Genomic DNA, 18,568 nt, shown 5'->3' with positions numbered 1-18,568 from the left:
TAACTTTAAAGAGTAACTTTTAATTTACTCTAAATGACCTCTAATGCCACTACACCAGAAGCGTATATAAACCAACTGCCAGAAGATAGAAAAGAAGCAATTTCTAAAATTCGTACCATTCTAAAAAGCACTTTACCAAAAGGGTTTTTAGAATGTATTAGTTATAAAATGTTAGGCTATGTTGTACCACACACGATCTATCCAGATGGCTATCATTGTAATCCAAAATTACCTTTGCCATTTATAAATTTAGCCTCTCAAAAAAACTTTATTGCTTTATATCATAATGGGATATATGCAGATTCTAATCTTTATAATTGGTTTGTAGAGGAGTATCCAAAGCATTGTAAAAGAAAATTAGATATGGGTAAAAGTTGTATTCGTTTTAAGTATGTAGACGATATACCGTATGGTTTAATTGAGGAGTTGGCAGGAAAAATGACTCCAGAAAATTGGATATACTTGTATGAGAAAAACTTAAAGAAGTAATATTTTTTGGTGATTTAAAATGCAGTGTAATGTTTTGGTATTTAGGTTGTTATTAATATTCTAATTGGTATAAAAAACCTATCAGTATTTAAAATTATCCTTTTTTAAGTGTTTATTTTTTACGAAAAAAAGGGATTTTGTATAAAGTTTAATAGTGTTATATTTTACTATAAAAAAAGAGCTTCCTCAATATTCAAAATTATTGGTACTTTTATAAAAAAGTATTAACCACCAAAAACTAAAATAAGAATGTCAGAAGAAAACAAAAATTTAGGGGATAAAGCAGAAGATGCTTTAGATTCGGCAAAGGATAAAGCAAAAGACATAGGGGAAAATGCTTCAGAAAAATTTGAAGAAGCAAAAGAATCTGCTAAAGAGTTTGCAGAGGATGCAAAAGAAAAAGCAAGCGAGTTTGCAGAAGAAGCAAAAGAAGCTGCAGGAGATTTTGCGGATGAAGCTAAGAAAACAGCAAATGAATTTGCAGATAGTGCAAAAGAAGCTTTTGGTAGCGCAGGAGGGGAAAATAAAAAAGTGCTAGCTGGTTTGTTGGCAATATTTATTGGGTCACTCGGAATACATAAATTTATATTAGGGTACCCTAAAGAGGGTATTATACAATTAGTGGCTACATTTATTACATTTGGTTTTGCAGGGATAATTCCTTTAATAGAAGGTATTATTTACTTAACCAAATCTGATGAGGAGTTTTACAACACTTACCAAGTTGGTAAAAAACCTTGGTTCTAATACATTATAAAGTCGAACTTTATAGGTTCGACTTTTTTTAAGTTCTTTTAATCGTAATATTACGATTAAAAGAAGGAGTATCATTTGTTCTTTATAAAAAAAATAAAACCGATACGAATACCGGTTTTAAAATGCGTTAATTATATAATAATTAACCTAATAGAACATTTCAAAACTATAGTATATTCCAAAAGAAAAGGTTAATCTATATTTAACTTAAAGTTATTTTAAGTTCAATTTAATGTTGCCTTTGTAAATTTAAAAATAGGTCTTGTTTGTATAAGATATATGTAAAACTAAAAAGAGCTCTATCCAATAAGACAAAGCTCTTTTACGAGAACACTATATGAAAATGAAAAATTATTATTTCGTTTTTATTACACTGTAAATATACTAGAGAGGTGTTGTTTTTTAAAAGAAATGATGTGTATGACTAGTAATTTGTTGTAAACCCTGCTATTTTTGATTTTTGTGAATAAAAGCAGCAATTTTAAGCGGATAAATTATACGGTTTTATGGCATCAAGTTTTAAAAGAAAGGTTTCTATAAGAGGTTCTCAAGATTTTTTAGATATAAAATTGGGAGAGCCTATGAAAAAAGCAGCAGGAATGTTAGGGGTAAAAGAAGCTCTTAAGCATGGCTTTAAAGAAATGGGTGTAGTTAAATCTATGGGTGCTTTATTGCAAATGAATCAGGATAAAGGTTTTGAGTGCCCTAGCTGTGCATGGCCAGTACCAGAAAAACAGTCTAGCTTTGCAGAGTATTGTGAGAATGGTGTAAAAGCTTTGGCTGATGAAGCTACCTCATCACAAATAGATGCTTCTTTTTTTAAAGAAAACTCTGTAGAAAAACTTTCAGAACTTACGGATTATCAATTAAATAAATTTGGAAGAATTACAGAGCCAATGGTTCTTAGACCAAACAGTGTGCATTACGAACCAATAACTTGGGAAGAATCTTATGCTTTAATCTCAGAAGAATTAAAAAAATTAAACTCTCCAGACGAAGCTGTTTTTTATACCTCAGGGCGTTCTAGTAATGAGGCTGCCTTCTTATACGGCATGTTTGCAAGAGCTCTAGGAACTAATAATATGCCAGACTGTTCTAATATGTGTCATGAATCTAGCGGTGTGGCTTTAGGAGAAACACTTGGTATGGGAAAAGGTTCGGCTACTTTAGAAGATTTTTATGAAGCTGAGGTAGTTATGGTTGTAGGACAAAATCCAGGTACTAACCATCCTCGTATGCTTTCTGCATTAGAAAAATGTAAACAAAACGGAGGTAAGGTTATTAGTATAAACCCTTTAGAAGAAGCGGGATTAGTAAACTTTAAAAATCCACAAAATTTAAAAGGTATTCTTGGGCCTGGAGAAGATATTGCAGACATACATTTACAAGTAAGAATTAATCAAGATATTGCTATTGCTAAGTTGTTGATTAAAAGATTAGCCATTTTAGATGAGTTGAATAAAGGTGTTTTTGATCATGCTTTTATAGAAAAATATACTCAAGGGTATGATGCGTTATTGGCTGATGTAAAAAATTATAATGAAGAAGAGTTACTTACCTTAAGTGGTATAAGCAAAGAAAAAATTGAAGAAACAGTAAAATTACTAGCAAGCAACTCTAAAATTATTATTTGCTGGGCAATGGGGCTTACACAACATAAAAATGGCGTAGAGAATATTAAAGAATTTGTAAATATTCTGTTGTTAAAAGGAGCAATAGGAAAACCAAATACAGGAACATGCCCTGTTCGTGGCCATAGTAATGTGCAGGGAGACCGTAGTGTGGGTATTATGCACTTTGTAGACTTAGAGTTAAACAAGCGTATTAAAGAGCATTTAGGATTTAATGCGCCTACAGAAGAAGGGCTAGATACGGTAGAGGCTATTCATGCTATGCATGAGGGTAAAGCAAAGTTTTTTATGTGTTTAGGAGGCAACTTTTTAATGGCAGCATCAGACACAGAATATACAGCAGAGGCAATAGAACAATGTAGTTTAACAGTACAAGTAAGTACTAAGTTAAATAGAACGCATTTAGTTACTGGTAAAACAGCTCTTTTGTTACCAACTTTTGGTCGTTCAGAAAAAGATATAAAAGATGGTGTGCAACGTTATGTTACAGTAGAGAATAGTATGGGAAGAGTTCGCCAATCTATGGGAATTTTAAAACCTACTTCAGGGACCATTAAAAGTGAGCCAGAAATTATTGCAGAAATTGCTGCAACTCATTTTACAGATTCGCACTCTGTGCCTTGGCGTAAAATGGCAAGCGATTATGAGCTTATAAGAACCAAGATAGATCAAGTAATTAAAGGGTATAAGAATACTAAAGAAAGGTCTAAAGGGAAAGGGTATTACTTACCCCATAATGCAAGAGAATTAGATTTTAGTATGTTGCCTAATGGTAAAGCGCAAATTTCTATTAATAAATTGCCAGACCATAATTTAGAAAAAGATGAATTTTTATTAATGACCATACGTTCACATGACCAATTTAATACTACAATATATGGCTTAGATGATAGGTATAGAGGGGTTTACAATGCAAGAAGAGTTGTTTTTATGAATCCAGAAGATATGAAAGAGCATGGATTATCTCAACTACAAGTGGTAAATATTAGTAGCTATTATGACGGTAAGGAGCGTACTGCAAATAACTTTAAAGTAATTTCCTATAAAATTCCAAGAGGAAATATAGCAGCGTATTATCCAGAAACTAATATTGTGGTGCCTTATAACCAATATGCAGATAAGAGTAGAACTCCTATTAGTAAATCTGTAAAAGTAAAAATTAGTAAAGCTGTTATAAATTAAGAACAGACATTTGTAAAACTAAAAAGAGCTCTATCCATGAAGACAAAGCTCTTTTACGAGAACACTATATGAAAATGAAAAATTATTATTTCGTTTTTATTACAGGGTAAATATACTGGTAGTCTTTATTTTTAAAAAAGTATTGTTGCGTAATAAGCAATAGTTGTTGTGTAGCCCTGCAGTTTTGTTTTTAAACCTTTTTTGTGTCTTTAAAATAACATTTGGACACATACATTAACAATGTAATAACTTAATAATAAACCTATCCTTACCGTAGCTAGAGAATAAATATAGAATTTTGCAATATCTATTTTTATGTGATGAAAATAATTTTAATTGCTATCTCTACTTGCATTGTAAATGTTTTAATTACGCAATTAAGTACTTATTATTCTCCGTTAAAATTTAAGAGAGTTAGTAAACTACCACAAGGCATGCCCACGAGGTATTTCTACCAAAAAAAATATAAAAACTTTGAGGCTTGCCTCGAAGTATTTAAATCTGGATTATCGCGTAAAAATTCTTCCAAAACAATTTTATGAAAAAAAGGCCCGTAGATATTGTGGTTATATCAGATGTGCATTTAGGTACGTATGGTTGTCATGCTAAGGAACTTCTTAAATATTTAAAATCGATAAAACCCAAAGAGGTAATTTTAAATGGAGATATTATAGACATCTGGCAATTTAAAAAACGGTATTGGCCAAAGGCGCATATGAAGGTTGTAAAACTAATTATGGAATGGATATCTAAAGGGGTAAAAGTGCATTATATTACAGGCAACCATGATGAAATGCTTAGAAAATTTGTAGGCTTTAAATTGGGGTCATTTACAATAGTAAATAAAGTGTTACTTACTGTAGATGCTAAAAAAATGTGGTTTTTTCATGGCGATGTTTTTGATGTCACCATGCAACACTCTAAATGGATAGCAAAACTTGGCGCACAAGGGTATGATTTATTGATTATTTTAAATAGAGCAGTAAATTTTATCAGTAAAAAAATGGGTAAAGGCCCTGTTTCCATGTCTAAAAAAATAAAAAATAGTGTAAAATCTGCAGTAAAATTCATAAATAATTTTGAGCAAATTGCGGCTGATATAGCTATTGAAAATGAGTACGATTATGTAGTTTGTGGTCATATTCATCAGCCAGAAATGAGAGAAATTAAAAATGACAAGGGCAGTGTGCTATATTTAAATTCTGGAGATTGGATAGAAAATCTTACCGCTTTAGAATATAATAACTCCAAATGGTCGCTTTACAATTATCAAGAAGAGCTTTTAGATACCAATTATGAAGAGGAAGAAACTGAGGTTTTGGAGAAGAATGAATTGTTTGAAAGCTTGGTTAAAGAATTTCAAATCTTAAGGGCACCTAAGAAAACTAATTAAGTTTTATAAAGATAACTTGTCAATGAAAGTATTGTATGCTATTCAAGGTACAGGTAATGGACATTTAAGTAGAGCTAGAGATGTTATTCCTGTATTACAAAAAAAAGTGGACTTAGATATTCTTGTAAGCGGTACCCAAGCAGATATTGAAATTCCGTATGATATAAAATACCAATTAAAAGGATTAAGTTTCATATTTGGAAAAAAAGGTGGTGTAAACATGTGGCGCACTTATTTAAAAGCAAACACAAAGCGCCTGCAAAAAGAAATTAAGAGTATTCCTATAGAAGATTACGATATTGTTATAAACGATTTTGAACCAGTAACTGCTTGGGCTTGTAAACTTAAAAACAAACCATGTTTTAGCTTTAGCCATCAGGCAGCAGTTCTTTCTCCTAGTGCTCCAAAGCCTAAAAAAAATGATTTATTAGGTAAAATGATTTTAAAAAATTATGCTCCAACAACCCATCAATACGGCTTGCATTTTAAAGAGTATGGGGATAATATGTATACGCCAATTATTAGAAAAGATATAAGAGAGCTAAAAAGTACAAATGAGAATCACTATACAGTATACTTGCCCTCTTATAGTGATGATAAAATTATAAAAGTACTTTCTAAGATTAAGAAAGTACAATGGCAAGTTTTTTCTAAGCATAGTAAGCAGGCTTATTTTACAAATAATATTGCTATATCTCCTATTACTAATGAGGCTTTTATACAAAGTATGGCTAGTAGTAAAGGCGTTCTTTGTGGTGGTGGATTTGAGACCCCTGCAGAAGCTCTTTTTCTTAAAAAGAAATTGCTGGTTATCCCTATGAAAGGGCAATATGAGCAACAGTGTAATTCTGCAGCCTTAAAAGAAATGGGCGTTCCTGTTCTAAAGACTTTAAAAGTAAAACATGTAGAAAAAATAAAAAAGTGGATAAATTCAGATTCTGTTGTAGAGGTAGATTACCCAGAAATTACAGAACTTATTGTAAATAGGCTACTTCAAGAAGCTACAGCGTTATAAATTTTATGAGTAAATCAGAAGAGAATAAAACAAGAAATCTTACTTCTAAGGATTTTGGAGATAATTTTATTTGGGGTGTTTCTACGGCGGCTTATCAAATAGAGGGTTCTCATAATAAAAGTGGAAAAAGTGCATCTATTTGGGACGATTTTTCTTCTAAAAAAGGAAATATATACCAAGAGCAAGACGGTAAAGTTGCTTGTGATTTTTATGAAAGGTATAAAGAAGATATTCTCCTTATGAAATCTATGCATATTACAAATTTTAGGTTTTCTATTTCATGGACAAGAATATTACCAAATGGTGTTGGGGAAGTTAATAAAGAGGGGGTTCATTTTTATAATAGTGTTATAGATTTTTGTTTAGCATGTGGTATTACTCCTTGGGTTACCCTATATCATTGGGATTTGCCGCAAATATTAGAAGATAAAGGAGGTTGGGCAAATAGAGAAATCTTAGATTGGTTTTCAGAATTTACAACAGTATGCGCAACTAGTTTTGGAGATCGTGTTAAAAATTGGATGGTTTTAAATGAACCTATGGTTTTTACAGGTGCTGGTTATTTTTTAGGAGTGCATGCTCCTGGTAAAAAAGGATTAAAATATTTTTTGCCGGCAGTGCATCATGCGGTTTTATGTCAAGCAAAAGGGGGTAGAATACTAAGAGAACTAGTAGAAAATGCAAATATTGGAACCACTTTTTCTTGCTCCCAAATTACACCACATAGTTCTAAGAAGAGAGATTTAGTTGCTGCAAAGAAGGCAGATGCAATGCTTAATAGATTGTTTATAGAACCGTCTTTGGGTTTAGGATATCCTATAGAAGATGTTTCGGTTTTAAAACGAATAGAAAAGTATTGTAAGCCAGAAGATAAGCAAAATAGTATTTTTGAGTTCGATTTTATTGGGGTGCAAAATTATACAAGAGAGATAGTAAAGCATAGCCATTTTGTTCCTTATTTAAAGGCTAAAATTGTTAAGGCATCCAAGCGTAATGTTAAGATAACACAGATGGATTGGGAAGTGTACCCGCCAAGTATTTATAAAATGCTTAAAAAATTTGACGCATATCCTGGAGTTAAAAATGTAATAGTTACCGAAAATGGAGCAGCTTTTAATGATGTTGTTGTAAAAGATGGTATTCATGATGAAGAACGTACTACCTATTTACAAGATTACATTAAAGAGATTAAAAGAGCTAAAGAAAAAGGGGTAAATGTAAATGGCTATTTTGTATGGACATTTACAGATAATTTTGAATGGGCAGAAGGGTATTACCCTAGGTTTGGGTTAGTACACGTAGATTTTGATACGCAAAAAAGAACTATTAAAAAGTCTGGGCATTGGTACAGTAAATTAATTAAACCTTTAAAAAAAGAAAAACCGATGGAGACATCGGTTTAAACTAACTCAAAAAAATAACATATGAACGTTTCCATTAAGGACACTACAAAGATAGTAGTAGTGCTATGTAAACTATGTTAAGCTAATATGAGGCTTAGGTTATATAAGTCTTTACTCGATAATCGAGATTTAAATGCTCCGACGCTTGCGTCGAAATCAATGCTAATTTTCCTTCTAATGCCTCGTGTGCTTGCCCCGAGGTAGTTTACTTAAATGCAGATAAACCTGTAATGTCCGCGCCAGTAATTAGTAAATGTATATCATGGGTGCCTTCATAGGTAATTACGCTTTCTAGATTCATCATATGGCGCATTAAACTATATTCTCCACTAATACCCATTGCACCTAAAACCTGCCTGGCTTCTCTTGCTATTTTTAATGCCATATCTACATTATTGCGCTTTGCCATAGATATTTGTGCTGTTGTCGCTTTTCCTTCGTTTTTTAATTGCCCAAGTCTAAAAGCAAGTAATTGTGCTTTAGTTATTTCGGTAATCATCTCTGCTAACTTCTTTTGTTGCAATTGGGTGGCAGCTATAGGTTTTCCAAATTGTATGCGTTCTTTTGCGTAGCGCAAAGCCGTATTGTAACAATCCATTGCGGCGCCAATTGCTCCCCAAGAAATACCATAACGAGCAGAATCTAAGCAACCTAGTGGTGCTCCTAAGCCAGACTTGTTTGGCAATAAATTTTCTTTGGGAACCTTTACGTTATCAAAAATTAACTCTCCGGTAGCAGATGCTCGTAAGGACCATTTGTTGTGCGTGGTAGGGGTAGAGAAACCCTCCATGCCACGTTCCACAATTAGACCGTGAATTCTACCCTCTTCATTTTTTGCCCATACTACAGCAATATCTGCAAAGGGCGAATTAGAAATCCAAAGTTTAGCGCCATTTAAAAGGTAATGGTCCCCCATATCTTTATATTTAGTTTCCATACCATTTGGGTTAGATCCGTGGTTAGGTTCTGTTAAGCCAAAGCAACCCATTATTTCTCCAGAAGCTAATTTTGGGAGGTATTTTTTTCGCTGATCTTCAGTTCCATAAGCGAAAATAGGATACATTACTAAAGAAGATTGTACAGATGCGGTAGAGCGTACACCACTATCTCCGCGCTCTATTTCTTGCATTATTAATCCGTAACTAATTTGGTCTAATCCGGCGCCGCCATATTCCATAGGAATGTAAGGGCCAAATGCACCTATTTCTGCAAGTCCATTTATAATTTGTTTTGGAAACTCGGCTTTTTGAGCATAATCTTCAATAATAGGAGAAACTTCTCTTTTTACCCATTGGCGTGCAGCATCACGAATTAAAATATGTTCTTCGGAAAGTAAATCGTCTAAATTATAATAATCAGGAGCTTCAAATAAATCGGGTTTCATAATGCCAAGGATTTCCCTCAAAGATAAATAAAGAAATATAACATTACAATTGACTTGAGTTACATTTTTAAATAAAAATCTTTAGTCAACTCTTTATATGCATTAGTGTATACATGCCTTTCTTTTTCAATTATTAAGACATCTATTACAGTTTCTGTTTGGGTAAAGGTAAGTTCTAATAAACTTCGTTTTATTTCTGTTTCTGGGTTTCCTTTAACTCTAGTAATTCTTTTTGGGAATAAGTTAAATTCTTTTGCAATTTCAATAAAATTAACTTCTTCTTTAAAGGGTATAATAGTAGAAAAAGATCCTTTTTTGGTTAATAGTTTGGAGACTCCTTCTAAGAGTTCATCAAAAGGTAAAGAGGTATTTTGTCTGGCAGAATCTCTTGCGCTATTGCCACTTGTAACTTCTTCACTATAAAAAGGAGGGTTAGAAACTATTAAATTGTATAATTCGTATTCATCTGGTTCCTCTTCTGTATACTCATCTACAAACTCATCAAACCCTGCATGAAAACAAAAAAGACGGTCTCCCCAAGGCGAGTTCTCAAAATTTTCTGTGCATTGCTCAAATGCATCGCCATCTAATTCTATAGCTTCAATAGTATCGGCAATACTGCGTTGTGCTAGCATTAAGGCAATTATACCTGTTCCAGATCCAATATCTAAGATGTTATATGTGTTGTCTTGGATTGCTGTCCAAGCGCCAAGTAAAACGCCATCAGTTCCTATTTTCATAGCACAGCGGTCTTGCTCTATTGTAAATTGCTTAAATGAGAATGGCTTATTCATATAAAATTCCTTTCTTCTAAATCATAAACTTTTTTAGTTTCCATTTTTTGGAATTTGGAATTTTTTATTTGGATTTTGTTATTGGAGATATAAATCTACAAGTCCTTCTGGTGTAGTTACAAAGATAGTTTTGGTTTCTCTATCTAGTTTTGTGATAATCTCATCACGTACAGGAATAAGAATTTGTTTGTCTTCTTTTTCTATTTCAAAAAGAGCTTGCGAAGTAGTGTCATTTACTCCAGTTACTGTTCCTATGTCTCCGTGAACAGAATCCTGAACAGTAAAACCTATTATTTCGTGAAAATAAAATTTGTTTCCAGATAATTTAGGAAGCATGGTAAGTGGTAAATACAATTTAGACCCCATAATGCGGTCTGCATCCGATTCTGTTTTTACCTCTTCAAAATCTATACGTAGTAAGTTAGATTTGTGTAAGCGACATTTATCAATAAAAAATGGAACCAGATTGTTTCCTAAAGAAACAAACACTGATTCCATGTTTTCGTAGGTTTCAGGGTCATCAGTATCTAGTTTAACTAGTACTTCTCCCTTAAAACTATATTTAGAGACGATTTTGCCTAAGTAGAAACATTCTTCCTTCTGCATAGCGTCTTTATTTAATCTATTCTTCTTCTGTAGATGCAGCAGGAGCAGCTTCTACTTCTTCAGTAGTTTCTGCAGGAGCTTCTGCGGCAGCCTCTTCGGCAACTTCTTCTACTTCTGGTAATAAAGCAGCAGCAGCTTCGGCAGCACGCTTCTCATTTACTTCTTTTTCAGCAGCTAAAGCTTTAGCTTTTTCGTCCGCTTTAACTTTATCTAATCCGCTTACTTTAGCAGCAACAGACTGTTCTTTTTCAGATAACCACGCAGCAAATTTTTCTTCTGCTTGCTCTTCTGTTAAAGCTCCTTTACGAACTCCTCCTAAAAGGTGGTGCTTTAATAGTACACCTCTATAAGATAAAATTGCTCTAGCAGTATCAGTAGGTTGTGCTCCATTCTGTAACCATTTTACAGAACCATCTACATTAAGGTCAATGGTAGCTGGGTTAGTATTAGGATTGTATGTTCCTAATTTTTCTAAGTATTTACCATCTCTTTTTGCTCTTGCATCTGCAGCAACAACCCAATAGAATGGTTTACCTTTTTTACCGTGTCTTTGTAATCTAATTTTTACTGGCATATCACATTAATTTGTAGGGTGCCCGACCCTTGGTTATTAATTCTTTTATAATTCGCTTAGTTATAAGCGGGTGCAAATATACATCTTCCTAGTTAATAAAAAAATATTTATTAGCTTTAGATAGGTAGGTTATGGTTTCATACAATTTCGTTAATAAGGTTTGTTTTTATTTTACTCACAATTAATGAAGGGTCTATCGTCCTCAGCTAAATAGAAGTCAATGTTTAGAATGTTTTTGTTTTTCATATTTATGAAATCAGTTTCTACAATTTTATACCCAATACCTGATGCTTTTATAAATAAAGCACCATTGCTAAAATCTTTTAATTTAAAAGAGAATTCACCATTCGTGTTAGTTTGAGTTTTTTTACACCCAACGGTTAATTCAATACCTCCTAATAACACATTGGTTTTAATATCAAATACTCTTCCTGTGATATTTTTCTCTGATAGGTTAAAATTAGTGTTTAAGCTCAATAAATACCCACCTTTGTTTGCTGTTGGAATTAATTTTCTTTTAGTGGTAGAACAGCTTATAAAAAGGAATAATAATGTAAAAGTCAATAAAATTTTTGAAAGTTTTATCGTATATAGATTTTAGAAGTAACCTCACTTTAGTTAATAAAATTTTAATTGTTTTTTACCTCAGTTCTTTTTTGTGGTTAGTGTTAATTTTTTATTTCGTCTACCCATTTAACTGTATATCTACACCATTCCGTTGCGTTTTCTTTTTCATAAACATAAATTTGATTAAATACATCGTCTTTGGAAATTATTTTAATTCGACCTTTTTTTTCTCCTTCGTCAATATATTTCTGTCGGATATCATTTTCTATGTTTGTAATATCAGTTATTGATTGGAAGTTTATTTCATTTATTTGAGAACTAGAGATTTTTATTCCTTTTACTATGGATATGAAGTGTTCATTTTGTATTATAAAATTTATTTTTCCTCGGGAATCATAATATTTTTTATTTAAATTATTTTCTGCTGAGAATTTTAAATGCGCAACTTCTATTTTTTGAATATTTGGAGAATAAAACCCAAAATATAATAGCGGAATTAAAAGTATAAGTTTCATAGTTTTTTATTTACATTCTTTGTTTCCATTCGATTTATGTGATCTGATAGTCTTTTTTACTCTTTCTTTTTCAGAGGGAGATAAATTCTCCCATGCAATTGTATCCTGTAGACCCTCCCAAGCTAAATCATTATAAAATTGATTAGTATTTTGGTTATCATCATATGCTTTTAATATGTCAGCTATGGTTTGTCTGTAATGTTGCGCCATTTGCTGATGTTGCCAATTTTTGACATGACGTCTGTAATAATCATAAATTCCAGGAAAATCATTTTGAGATATTAATCCGCCAACGGACCTAACTTTTCTATATAACTCCGCATGTATTATTTCATGAGATAATGTTCTTGCTAGCCCTAGTGCGGTTCTATCATTAAGGGTATTGCTATTAATTTTAATTTCAATATGATTTGTTCCTGAGTTGTTTGTAGTAGCATTTGTTGAATTGTCCAAGTTTGATGACATTGAAAACTTTAAATGCGCCACAGGGAAATCTCCGTCAAATTTTTTGATAGCATTTTTAAGTCCCCAGTCCTCATTTTTCATTTTATCAAATACACATTTGGCTTTATCTTTTAGTTCATCTATTATTTTATCATCAAATTCTCTAATAGCTTTATTTCTATAATAATTTGCATAAGCATGCCCCATAGAAGAATAGTTATTTAGAGAATTACTCCACGAATAATGGTTATTTAACAATCCATCATTATAACTATGCCAAGAAGAAGGTCTATTAGTTACAACTACTTCTTCTAGGTCAATCTGACATGGAGGATTGGGGTAACCACATGGGGTTGAGGAAGTAATATTTGGTTTGTAGTACGAACCTACTATTTTGCTATTTTCAATATTAAATCCACTAAGAACAATACCATACAGATTTGTAGTGTAAACTGAACCAGTAAAATATGAAGTTGCTATTTTATTAGACTTTCCTTTGTTAGTAGCGTTTTTCTCTGGTATATGATGGTAAAGAACAGTTTGAATATTTCCATCTATTTCTATTTGTAATACTTCTGTTTCTACATTATCGAATTTAGTGGTAGCATTTGCAATATTTAATTTAGCTTTAGTATTGGTTATATCAACTTGTTTTAATGATTTTAAATCAATTTCTAACTCAATACTATTTTCATCAACACTTTTATTTAATCTATTAGTAGTATTTAATGAATTAAAAAAATCAATACTATTTTTTAAAGGAACAGTACTTAAGCCATCTTCTTGGAGATTGATTTTTTCAATAAGAGTATTGTCTTCTTGAATATCATCGCTACAATTATATGAGAATAGAGTAAGAATTGTGATGGCAAAAATTCTAAAAAAGTGTTTTTTTGTTTTCATTCCGTTAAAGTTTTGAAGTTAGTAAAAATGGTTATTGTATTATATATATTTTAATAGAAAGATTAGTAAGTATTTGGGTATTTCAATATGCGTTATTGTGACTATACATTTATCTGTAAGTTATTTCTGTAAAAATCAAAAAAATAAACTGATAAGACAAAGTATTTTAAGAGGGAAATTCCCTCTATTTTTAGTGAGCTGTTGCGATTACTGTGTTTTGTTGGGATTTGGCTTTAGAAAAAAATAAACTAACGGTTTCGCTATGATTTTATAATTATAGATTTTCATTAAAATGATTAAACATTCGTTGATAACTTAAATGATATAGTGATAAATAGAATCCTAACTTTGCGTATTTTTAGCTACTTATTTTTTCTGAAACCCGACACTCTATGTACCTTATTTTTGATACGGAAACTACCGGATTACCTAAACGTTGGAATGCTCCTATTACGGACACCGACAACTGGCCTCGCTGTATACAAATAGCTTGGCAAATTCATGATGAAATGGGAAGGCTTGTAGAGAGTCAGGATTATTTGGTAAAACCAGAAGGGTTTAATATACCATACGATGCCGAAAAAATACACGGTATTTCTACAGAATTAGCAGCGCAAAATGGTATTTCTTTAGCAGAGGTTTTAGGGAAATTTAATATTGCAATGTCTAAGACCAAGTTTATTGTAGGTCAAAATGTTGGGTTCGATGTGAATATCATGGGAGCAGAATTTCACCGTCTAGGAGTAGAAAATCCATTACAAGAACTTCCGGTTTTAGACACTTGTACGGAGCATACAGCAAGTCTTTGCCAAATTCCTGGTGGTCGTGGTGGTAAGTATAAGTTGCCAACGCTAACAGAATTGCATCAGTTTTTATTTGGAGAGCCTTTTGGAGAAGCACATAATGCCACTGCCGATGTTGAGGCCACTACCCGTTGTTTTTTAGAGCTTATTCGTAAGCAGCAATATACCATTGAGCAATTAGATGTTACGCCAGATTATTTTAAGAATTTTAATGAAGCTAATCCGCAACCAATTGAATTAATTGGTCTTAAGCACATTAACCTAAAAAAAGCATCTAAAAAAATTGCAGATGCACTTTGGGAAAAAGATACTGGCGGCGTTTCTGAAGAAGAAATAAAAGAAAATTTAGCATCTCTTGAGAATGCAGAATTTGCACATTTACATAACCATACTCAGTTTTCTATATTACAATCTACCATTAGTGTTTCGGATTTAGTAAAAGCAGCAGCAAAAATGAATATGCCAGCGGTTGCAATGACGGATCATGCGAATATGATGGGGGCTTTTCATTTTGTAAATGGAGTTCTTAATCATAATAAAGGTGTAAAATCTAGAAATGATGCTAATGAAATACGGTATGAAGCTACACAAGAAAATCGTTTAGAGGAAGGCGAAGAACCTTTGCATGAATTTGTTCCCGAAAAAGAAATTATACCTATTGTAGGTTGTGAGTTTCAGGTTTGTGAGGATCATAAAGATAAAACTCAAAAAGATAACGGCTACCAAATAGTTATGTTGGCCAAAAACAAAAATGGGTATCACAACTTAGCAAAAATGTCTTCTATTGCCTTTGTAGATGGGAAATATTATGTGCCTAGAATAGATAAAAAAGTAATAGAACAGTATAAGGAAGATATAATTGTTCTTACAGGAAACTTGTACGGAGAAGTTCCAAGTAAGGTGCTTAATGTAGGAGAGAACCAAGCAGAAGAAGCTTTAATTTGGTGGAAAGATACTTTTGGAGACGACTTGTATATAGAATTAATGCGTCATGGTCAGGAAGATGAAGATCGTGTAAACCAAGTATTAATAAAGTTTGCTAAAAAACATAATGTAAAACTAATAGCCTCTAACAACACCTATTACGCAGAAAAAGAAAATGCCCATGCACATGATATTTTACTTTGTGTAAAAGATGGGGAAAAACAAGCTACGCCAATAGGTCGTGGTCGTGGGTATAGATACGGCTTACCTAATCAGGAATATTATTTTAAGTCTTCGGAGGAAATGAAGGAGCTCTTTAAAGATGTTCCAGAAGCTATTATAAATATTCAGGAAGTAATAGATAAAGTAGAAGCCTATACGCTTGCTCGAGATGTATTATTGCCTGCTTTTGATATTCCAGCAGAATTTCAATTTAAAGAAGATAAGTTAGATGGTGGTAAGCGAGGAGAAAATAAATTTTTAAGGCATTTAACCTATGAAGGTGCTAAAATAAGATATGGCCAAATTACTCCAGAGATTGATGAGCGTTTAGATTTTGAGCTTCAGGTTATTGAAAAAACAGGGTATCCTGGTTATTTCTTAATTGTGGAAGATTTTATACGTGCCGCTCGTGATATGGATGTATCTGTAGGGCCTGGCCGTGGTTCTGCTGCTGGATCTGCAGTTGCCTATTGTTTATGGATTACCAATTTAGATCCTATTAAGTATGATCTTCTTTTTGAGCGTTTCTTAAATCCGGATCGTGTGTCTATGCCCGATATTGATATTGATTTTGATGATGAAGGTCGTGGGCGTGTAATGGACTATGTAATTGATAAATATGGCTCCAACCAAGTGGCGCAGATTATTACCTATGGTACCATGGCGGCAAAATCTTCTATTCGTGATACTGCTCGTGCGTTAGATTTGCCTTTGATGGATTCTGACCGTATGGCAAAGCTTATTCCTAATATGTCTAAGCTTAAGAAGATAATTGGGGTAGATGAGGCTACGCTTAAAAAGAAATTTAATAGTGAGGAGCTTATAAAGGTAAATGAGCTTTTAGCAATTTCTGAGGGAGATGGTTTGGAGTCCGAGACTTTAAATCAGGCCTACGTTTTAGAGGGTTCTGTTCGTAATACAGGAATACACGCCTGTGGTGTAATTATTACGCCAGATGATATTACCAAATTTGTTCCGGTAGCTTTGGCTAAGGATTCCGAGATGTACTGTACTCAGTTTGACAACTCGGTTGTGGAAGATGCAGGTTTACTAAAAATGGATTTTTTGGGGTTAAAAACATTAACCCTAATTAAGGATACTGTTAAAATTGTAAAAGCAAAGCATGGTATTGAGCTAGATCCAGAAAACTTTCCGCTTGATGATGAAAAAACCTACGAACTTTTTCAAAGAGGAGAAACCGTAGGGGTATTCCAATATGAATCTCCCGGAATGCAAAAACACATGAGGTCTTTAAAACCTACCGTATTTGCAGATTTAATTGCTATGAATGCTTTGTACCGTCCTGGGCCAATGGAATATATTCCAAGTTTTATTGCTCGTAAACACGGTACCGAGGAGATTATATATGATTTAGATGCTTGTGAAGAATATTTAGCAGAGACCTATGGGATTACAGTATACCAAGAGCAAGTAATGCTCCTTTCGCAAAAGTTGGCAGATTTTACCAAAGGTGAAGCCGATGTTTTGCGTAAGGCAATGGGTAAAAAGCAGAAGCATGTTCTAGATAAAATGAAACCTAAGTTTATAGAACAAGCTTCAGAAAAAGGGCATGCAAAGGATAAGCTAGAGAAAATTTGGAAAGATTGGGAGGCATTTGCGGCTTATGCATTTAATAAAAGTCACTCTACTTGTTATGCGTGGATAGCATACCAAACAGCTTATTGTAAGGCACATTACCCTGCGGAATATATGGCAGCGGTACTGTCTAATAATATGAATGATATTAAGCAGGTTACCTTCTTTATGGAAGAATGTAAACGTATGGGCTTAGATGTATTAGGACCAGATGTAAATGAATCCTATTATAAATTTGCGGTGAATGATGCTGGAGCGGTACGTTTTGGTATGGGGGCTGTAAAAGGAGTGGGGCGTGGTGCTGTAGAAACCATTGTAGAGAATAGGAAAGAAGACGGACCTTATAAGTCGGTTTTCGATATGGCAAAGCGTATAGACTTAAGAGCATCTAACAAAAAAGCATTTGAAAGTTTAGCAGTAGCTGGTGGTTTTGATTCTTTTGGGGAAACCCATAGAGCGCAATATTTTCATACCGAAGGGGATGGAGGCACCTTTTTAGAAAAGGTAATAAAATCGGGTTCTAAATATCAAGAAAACCAGAACTCTTCTCAGATGGATATGTTTGGAGGAGTAAGTGAAGCGCAAATACCAGAACCTATAGTACCGCCTTGTGAAGAATGGGGTACTATGGAAAAACTTCGTAGAGAAAAAGAAGTAGTTGGTATATATATATCAGGACACCCTTTGGACGATTTTAAGTCTGAAATTAAAGCTTTTACGAATGGGACCATTGCTTGTTTTAATGATTTGCCATCCTATGTGAATAGGGAAATTTCTTTTGCAGGGGTTATTACCGATGTGCAACATAGGGTATCTAAAAATGGAAAAGGTTGGGCAATGTTCACCATGGAGGACTATATGGATTCTTTTGAGTTTCGTGTTTTTGGAGAAGAGTACTTAAAGTTTAGGCACTTTTTAATGGTAAACTCTTTTGCATACGTAAAAATCTTTGTAAAAGATGGCTGGACGAATAGGGAAACAGGTAAAAAAGGAGATCCAAGAATGCAATTTAATAGTTTTATGTTATTGCAAGAAGTTATGGAAACCTACGCTAAAAAACTAACTATAAAATTAGATGTGGCGCAATTAAAGGAAGAAAAGGTAGTGCAATTAAAGGACACCATTAGTTCTTTCTCAGGAACACATTCTTTAAATTTTATAGTGTACGAAATGGAAGAGAAAATAAAGATTAATTTATCGCCAAGGAAACAAAAAGTGCAAATTACAACGGAGTTATTAGCCGCACTAGAAGAGCAAGAAGTGAAATATAAAATTAATTAAAACTATAAACTTTACTAATATCACAATAGGAAAAAGGTATATTACGTTAGTAAGGAAAAGGAATAAAAATTGACTAAATTTGTGTA

General features: G+C 33.1%; 14 protein-coding genes. 7 read left to right on the top strand and 7 right to left on the bottom strand.

Features of this window, described 5'->3' with window-relative positions:
• Nucleotides 1-33: 33 nt before the first annotated feature.
• The 6 genes from Q0820_RS02430 (at nt 34) to Q0820_RS02405 (ending at nt 7,869) form a co-directional block, all read left to right on the top strand.
• Entirely contained in the window at nt 34-489 is a 456-nt protein-coding gene (locus Q0820_RS02430) for a DUF1801 domain-containing protein (RefSeq protein ID WP_298484767.1), read from the top strand.
• 249 nt (nt 490-738) lie between these two features.
• Nucleotides 739-1,236, top strand: a complete 498-nt coding sequence (locus Q0820_RS02425; RefSeq protein ID WP_298484766.1) for a TM2 domain-containing protein — start codon at nt 739-741, stop codon at nt 1,234-1,236.
• Between the two features lie 515 nt (nt 1,237-1,751).
• Nucleotides 1,752-4,058 (top strand): FdhF/YdeP family oxidoreductase, encoded by a 2,307-nt coding sequence (locus Q0820_RS02420; RefSeq protein ID WP_298484764.1) that lies wholly within the window; start codon nt 1,752-1,754, stop codon nt 4,056-4,058.
• Nucleotides 4,059-4,596: 538 nt separating this feature from the next.
• Nucleotides 4,597-5,451, top strand: a complete 855-nt coding sequence (locus Q0820_RS02415; RefSeq protein WP_298484762.1) for a UDP-2,3-diacylglucosamine diphosphatase — start codon at nt 4,597-4,599, stop codon at nt 5,449-5,451.
• A gap of 22 nt (nt 5,452-5,473) precedes the next feature.
• Nucleotides 5,474-6,466 (top strand): glycosyltransferase family protein, encoded by a 993-nt coding sequence (locus Q0820_RS02410; protein ID WP_298484760.1) that lies wholly within the window; start codon nt 5,474-5,476, stop codon nt 6,464-6,466.
• A 5-nt stretch (nt 6,467-6,471) separates the two neighbouring features.
• Nucleotides 6,472-7,869 (top strand): GH1 family beta-glucosidase, encoded by a 1,398-nt coding sequence (locus Q0820_RS02405; RefSeq protein ID WP_298484759.1) that lies wholly within the window; start codon nt 6,472-6,474, stop codon nt 7,867-7,869.
• Between the two features lie 205 nt (nt 7,870-8,074).
• On the opposite strand, the gene Q0820_RS02400 is transcribed toward Q0820_RS02405, so the two are convergent.
• The 7 genes from Q0820_RS02400 to Q0820_RS02370 form a co-directional block, all read right to left on the bottom strand.
• Complete coding sequence (locus tag Q0820_RS02400; protein ID WP_298484758.1) at nt 8,075-9,253, bottom strand: acyl-CoA dehydrogenase family protein; 1,179 nt, start codon at nt 9,251-9,253, stop codon at nt 8,075-8,077.
• A gap of 59 nt (nt 9,254-9,312) precedes the next feature.
• Nucleotides 9,313-10,047: a methyltransferase gene (locus tag Q0820_RS02395; protein WP_298484757.1), complete on the bottom strand. Its 735-nt coding sequence runs from the start codon at nt 10,045-10,047 to the stop codon at nt 9,313-9,315.
• Between the two features lie 78 nt (nt 10,048-10,125).
• Nucleotides 10,126-10,653: a ribosome maturation factor RimM gene (rimM, locus tag Q0820_RS02390; protein ID WP_298484756.1), complete on the bottom strand. Its 528-nt coding sequence runs from the start codon at nt 10,651-10,653 to the stop codon at nt 10,126-10,128.
• 16 nt (nt 10,654-10,669) lie between these two features.
• On the bottom strand, nt 10,670-11,227 hold the full coding sequence (locus Q0820_RS02385) for a 30S ribosomal protein S16 (RefSeq protein WP_298484755.1): 558 nt from the start codon (nt 11,225-11,227) through the stop codon (nt 10,670-10,672).
• A 171-nt stretch (nt 11,228-11,398) separates the two neighbouring features.
• The gene (locus Q0820_RS02380; RefSeq protein ID WP_298484753.1) at nt 11,399-11,791 is read right to left on the bottom strand and encodes a carboxypeptidase-like regulatory domain-containing protein; all 393 of its coding nucleotides are present in this window, start codon (nt 11,789-11,791) and stop codon (nt 11,399-11,401) included.
• Nucleotides 11,792-11,895: 104 nt separating this feature from the next.
• Nucleotides 11,896-12,309, bottom strand: coding sequence for a hypothetical protein (locus Q0820_RS02375; protein ID WP_298484751.1), 414 nt, complete (start codon nt 12,307-12,309; stop codon nt 11,896-11,898).
• A gap of 6 nt (nt 12,310-12,315) precedes the next feature.
• The gene (locus Q0820_RS02370) at nt 12,316-13,656 is read right to left on the bottom strand and encodes a hypothetical protein (protein ID WP_298484749.1); all 1,341 of its coding nucleotides are present in this window, start codon (nt 13,654-13,656) and stop codon (nt 12,316-12,318) included.
• Between the two features lie 392 nt (nt 13,657-14,048).
• On the opposite strand from Q0820_RS02370, the gene dnaE reads away from it, so the two are divergent.
• The gene (dnaE, locus tag Q0820_RS02365; RefSeq protein ID WP_298484747.1) at nt 14,049-18,482 is read left to right on the top strand and encodes a DNA polymerase III subunit alpha; all 4,434 of its coding nucleotides are present in this window, start codon (nt 14,049-14,051) and stop codon (nt 18,480-18,482) included.
• The last annotated feature ends 86 nt before the right edge of the window (nt 18,483-18,568 follow it).

The sequence above is a fragment of the uncultured Maribacter sp. genome, from assembly GCF_947495965.1.
Taxonomy (GTDB): domain Bacteria; phylum Bacteroidota; class Bacteroidia; order Flavobacteriales; family Flavobacteriaceae; genus Maribacter_B.
Note: the sequence above shows the minus strand (reverse complement) of the source record. Positions and strands in the feature narration are given on the sequence as shown.

Coding starts and splice junctions, on each gene's coding strand:
- Q0820_RS02430 (WP_298484767.1), top strand. CDS start 34: ATGACCTCTAATGCCACTACACCAGAAGCGTATATAAACCAACTGCCA.
- Q0820_RS02425 (WP_298484766.1), top strand. CDS start 739: ATGTCAGAAGAAAACAAAAATTTAGGGGATAAAGCAGAAGATGCTTTA.
- Q0820_RS02420 (WP_298484764.1), top strand. CDS start 1,752: ATGGCATCAAGTTTTAAAAGAAAGGTTTCTATAAGAGGTTCTCAAGAT.
- Q0820_RS02415 (WP_298484762.1), top strand. CDS start 4,597: ATGAAAAAAAGGCCCGTAGATATTGTGGTTATATCAGATGTGCATTTA.
- Q0820_RS02410 (WP_298484760.1), top strand. CDS start 5,474: ATGAAAGTATTGTATGCTATTCAAGGTACAGGTAATGGACATTTAAGT.
- Q0820_RS02405 (WP_298484759.1), top strand. CDS start 6,472: ATGAGTAAATCAGAAGAGAATAAAACAAGAAATCTTACTTCTAAGGAT.
- Q0820_RS02400 (WP_298484758.1), bottom strand. CDS start 9,253: ATGAAACCCGATTTATTTGAAGCTCCTGATTATTATAATTTAGACGAT.
- Q0820_RS02395 (WP_298484757.1), bottom strand. CDS start 10,047: ATGAATAAGCCATTCTCATTTAAGCAATTTACAATAGAGCAAGACCGC.
- rimM (WP_298484756.1), bottom strand. CDS start 10,653: ATGCAGAAGGAAGAATGTTTCTACTTAGGCAAAATCGTCTCTAAATAT.
- Q0820_RS02385 (WP_298484755.1), bottom strand. CDS start 11,227: ATGCCAGTAAAAATTAGATTACAAAGACACGGTAAAAAAGGTAAACCA.
- Q0820_RS02375 (WP_298484751.1), bottom strand. CDS start 12,309: ATGAAACTTATACTTTTAATTCCGCTATTATATTTTGGGTTTTATTCT.
- Q0820_RS02370 (WP_298484749.1), bottom strand. CDS start 13,656: ATGAAAACAAAAAAACACTTTTTTAGAATTTTTGCCATCACAATTCTT.
- dnaE (WP_298484747.1), top strand. CDS start 14,049: ATGTACCTTATTTTTGATACGGAAACTACCGGATTACCTAAACGTTGG.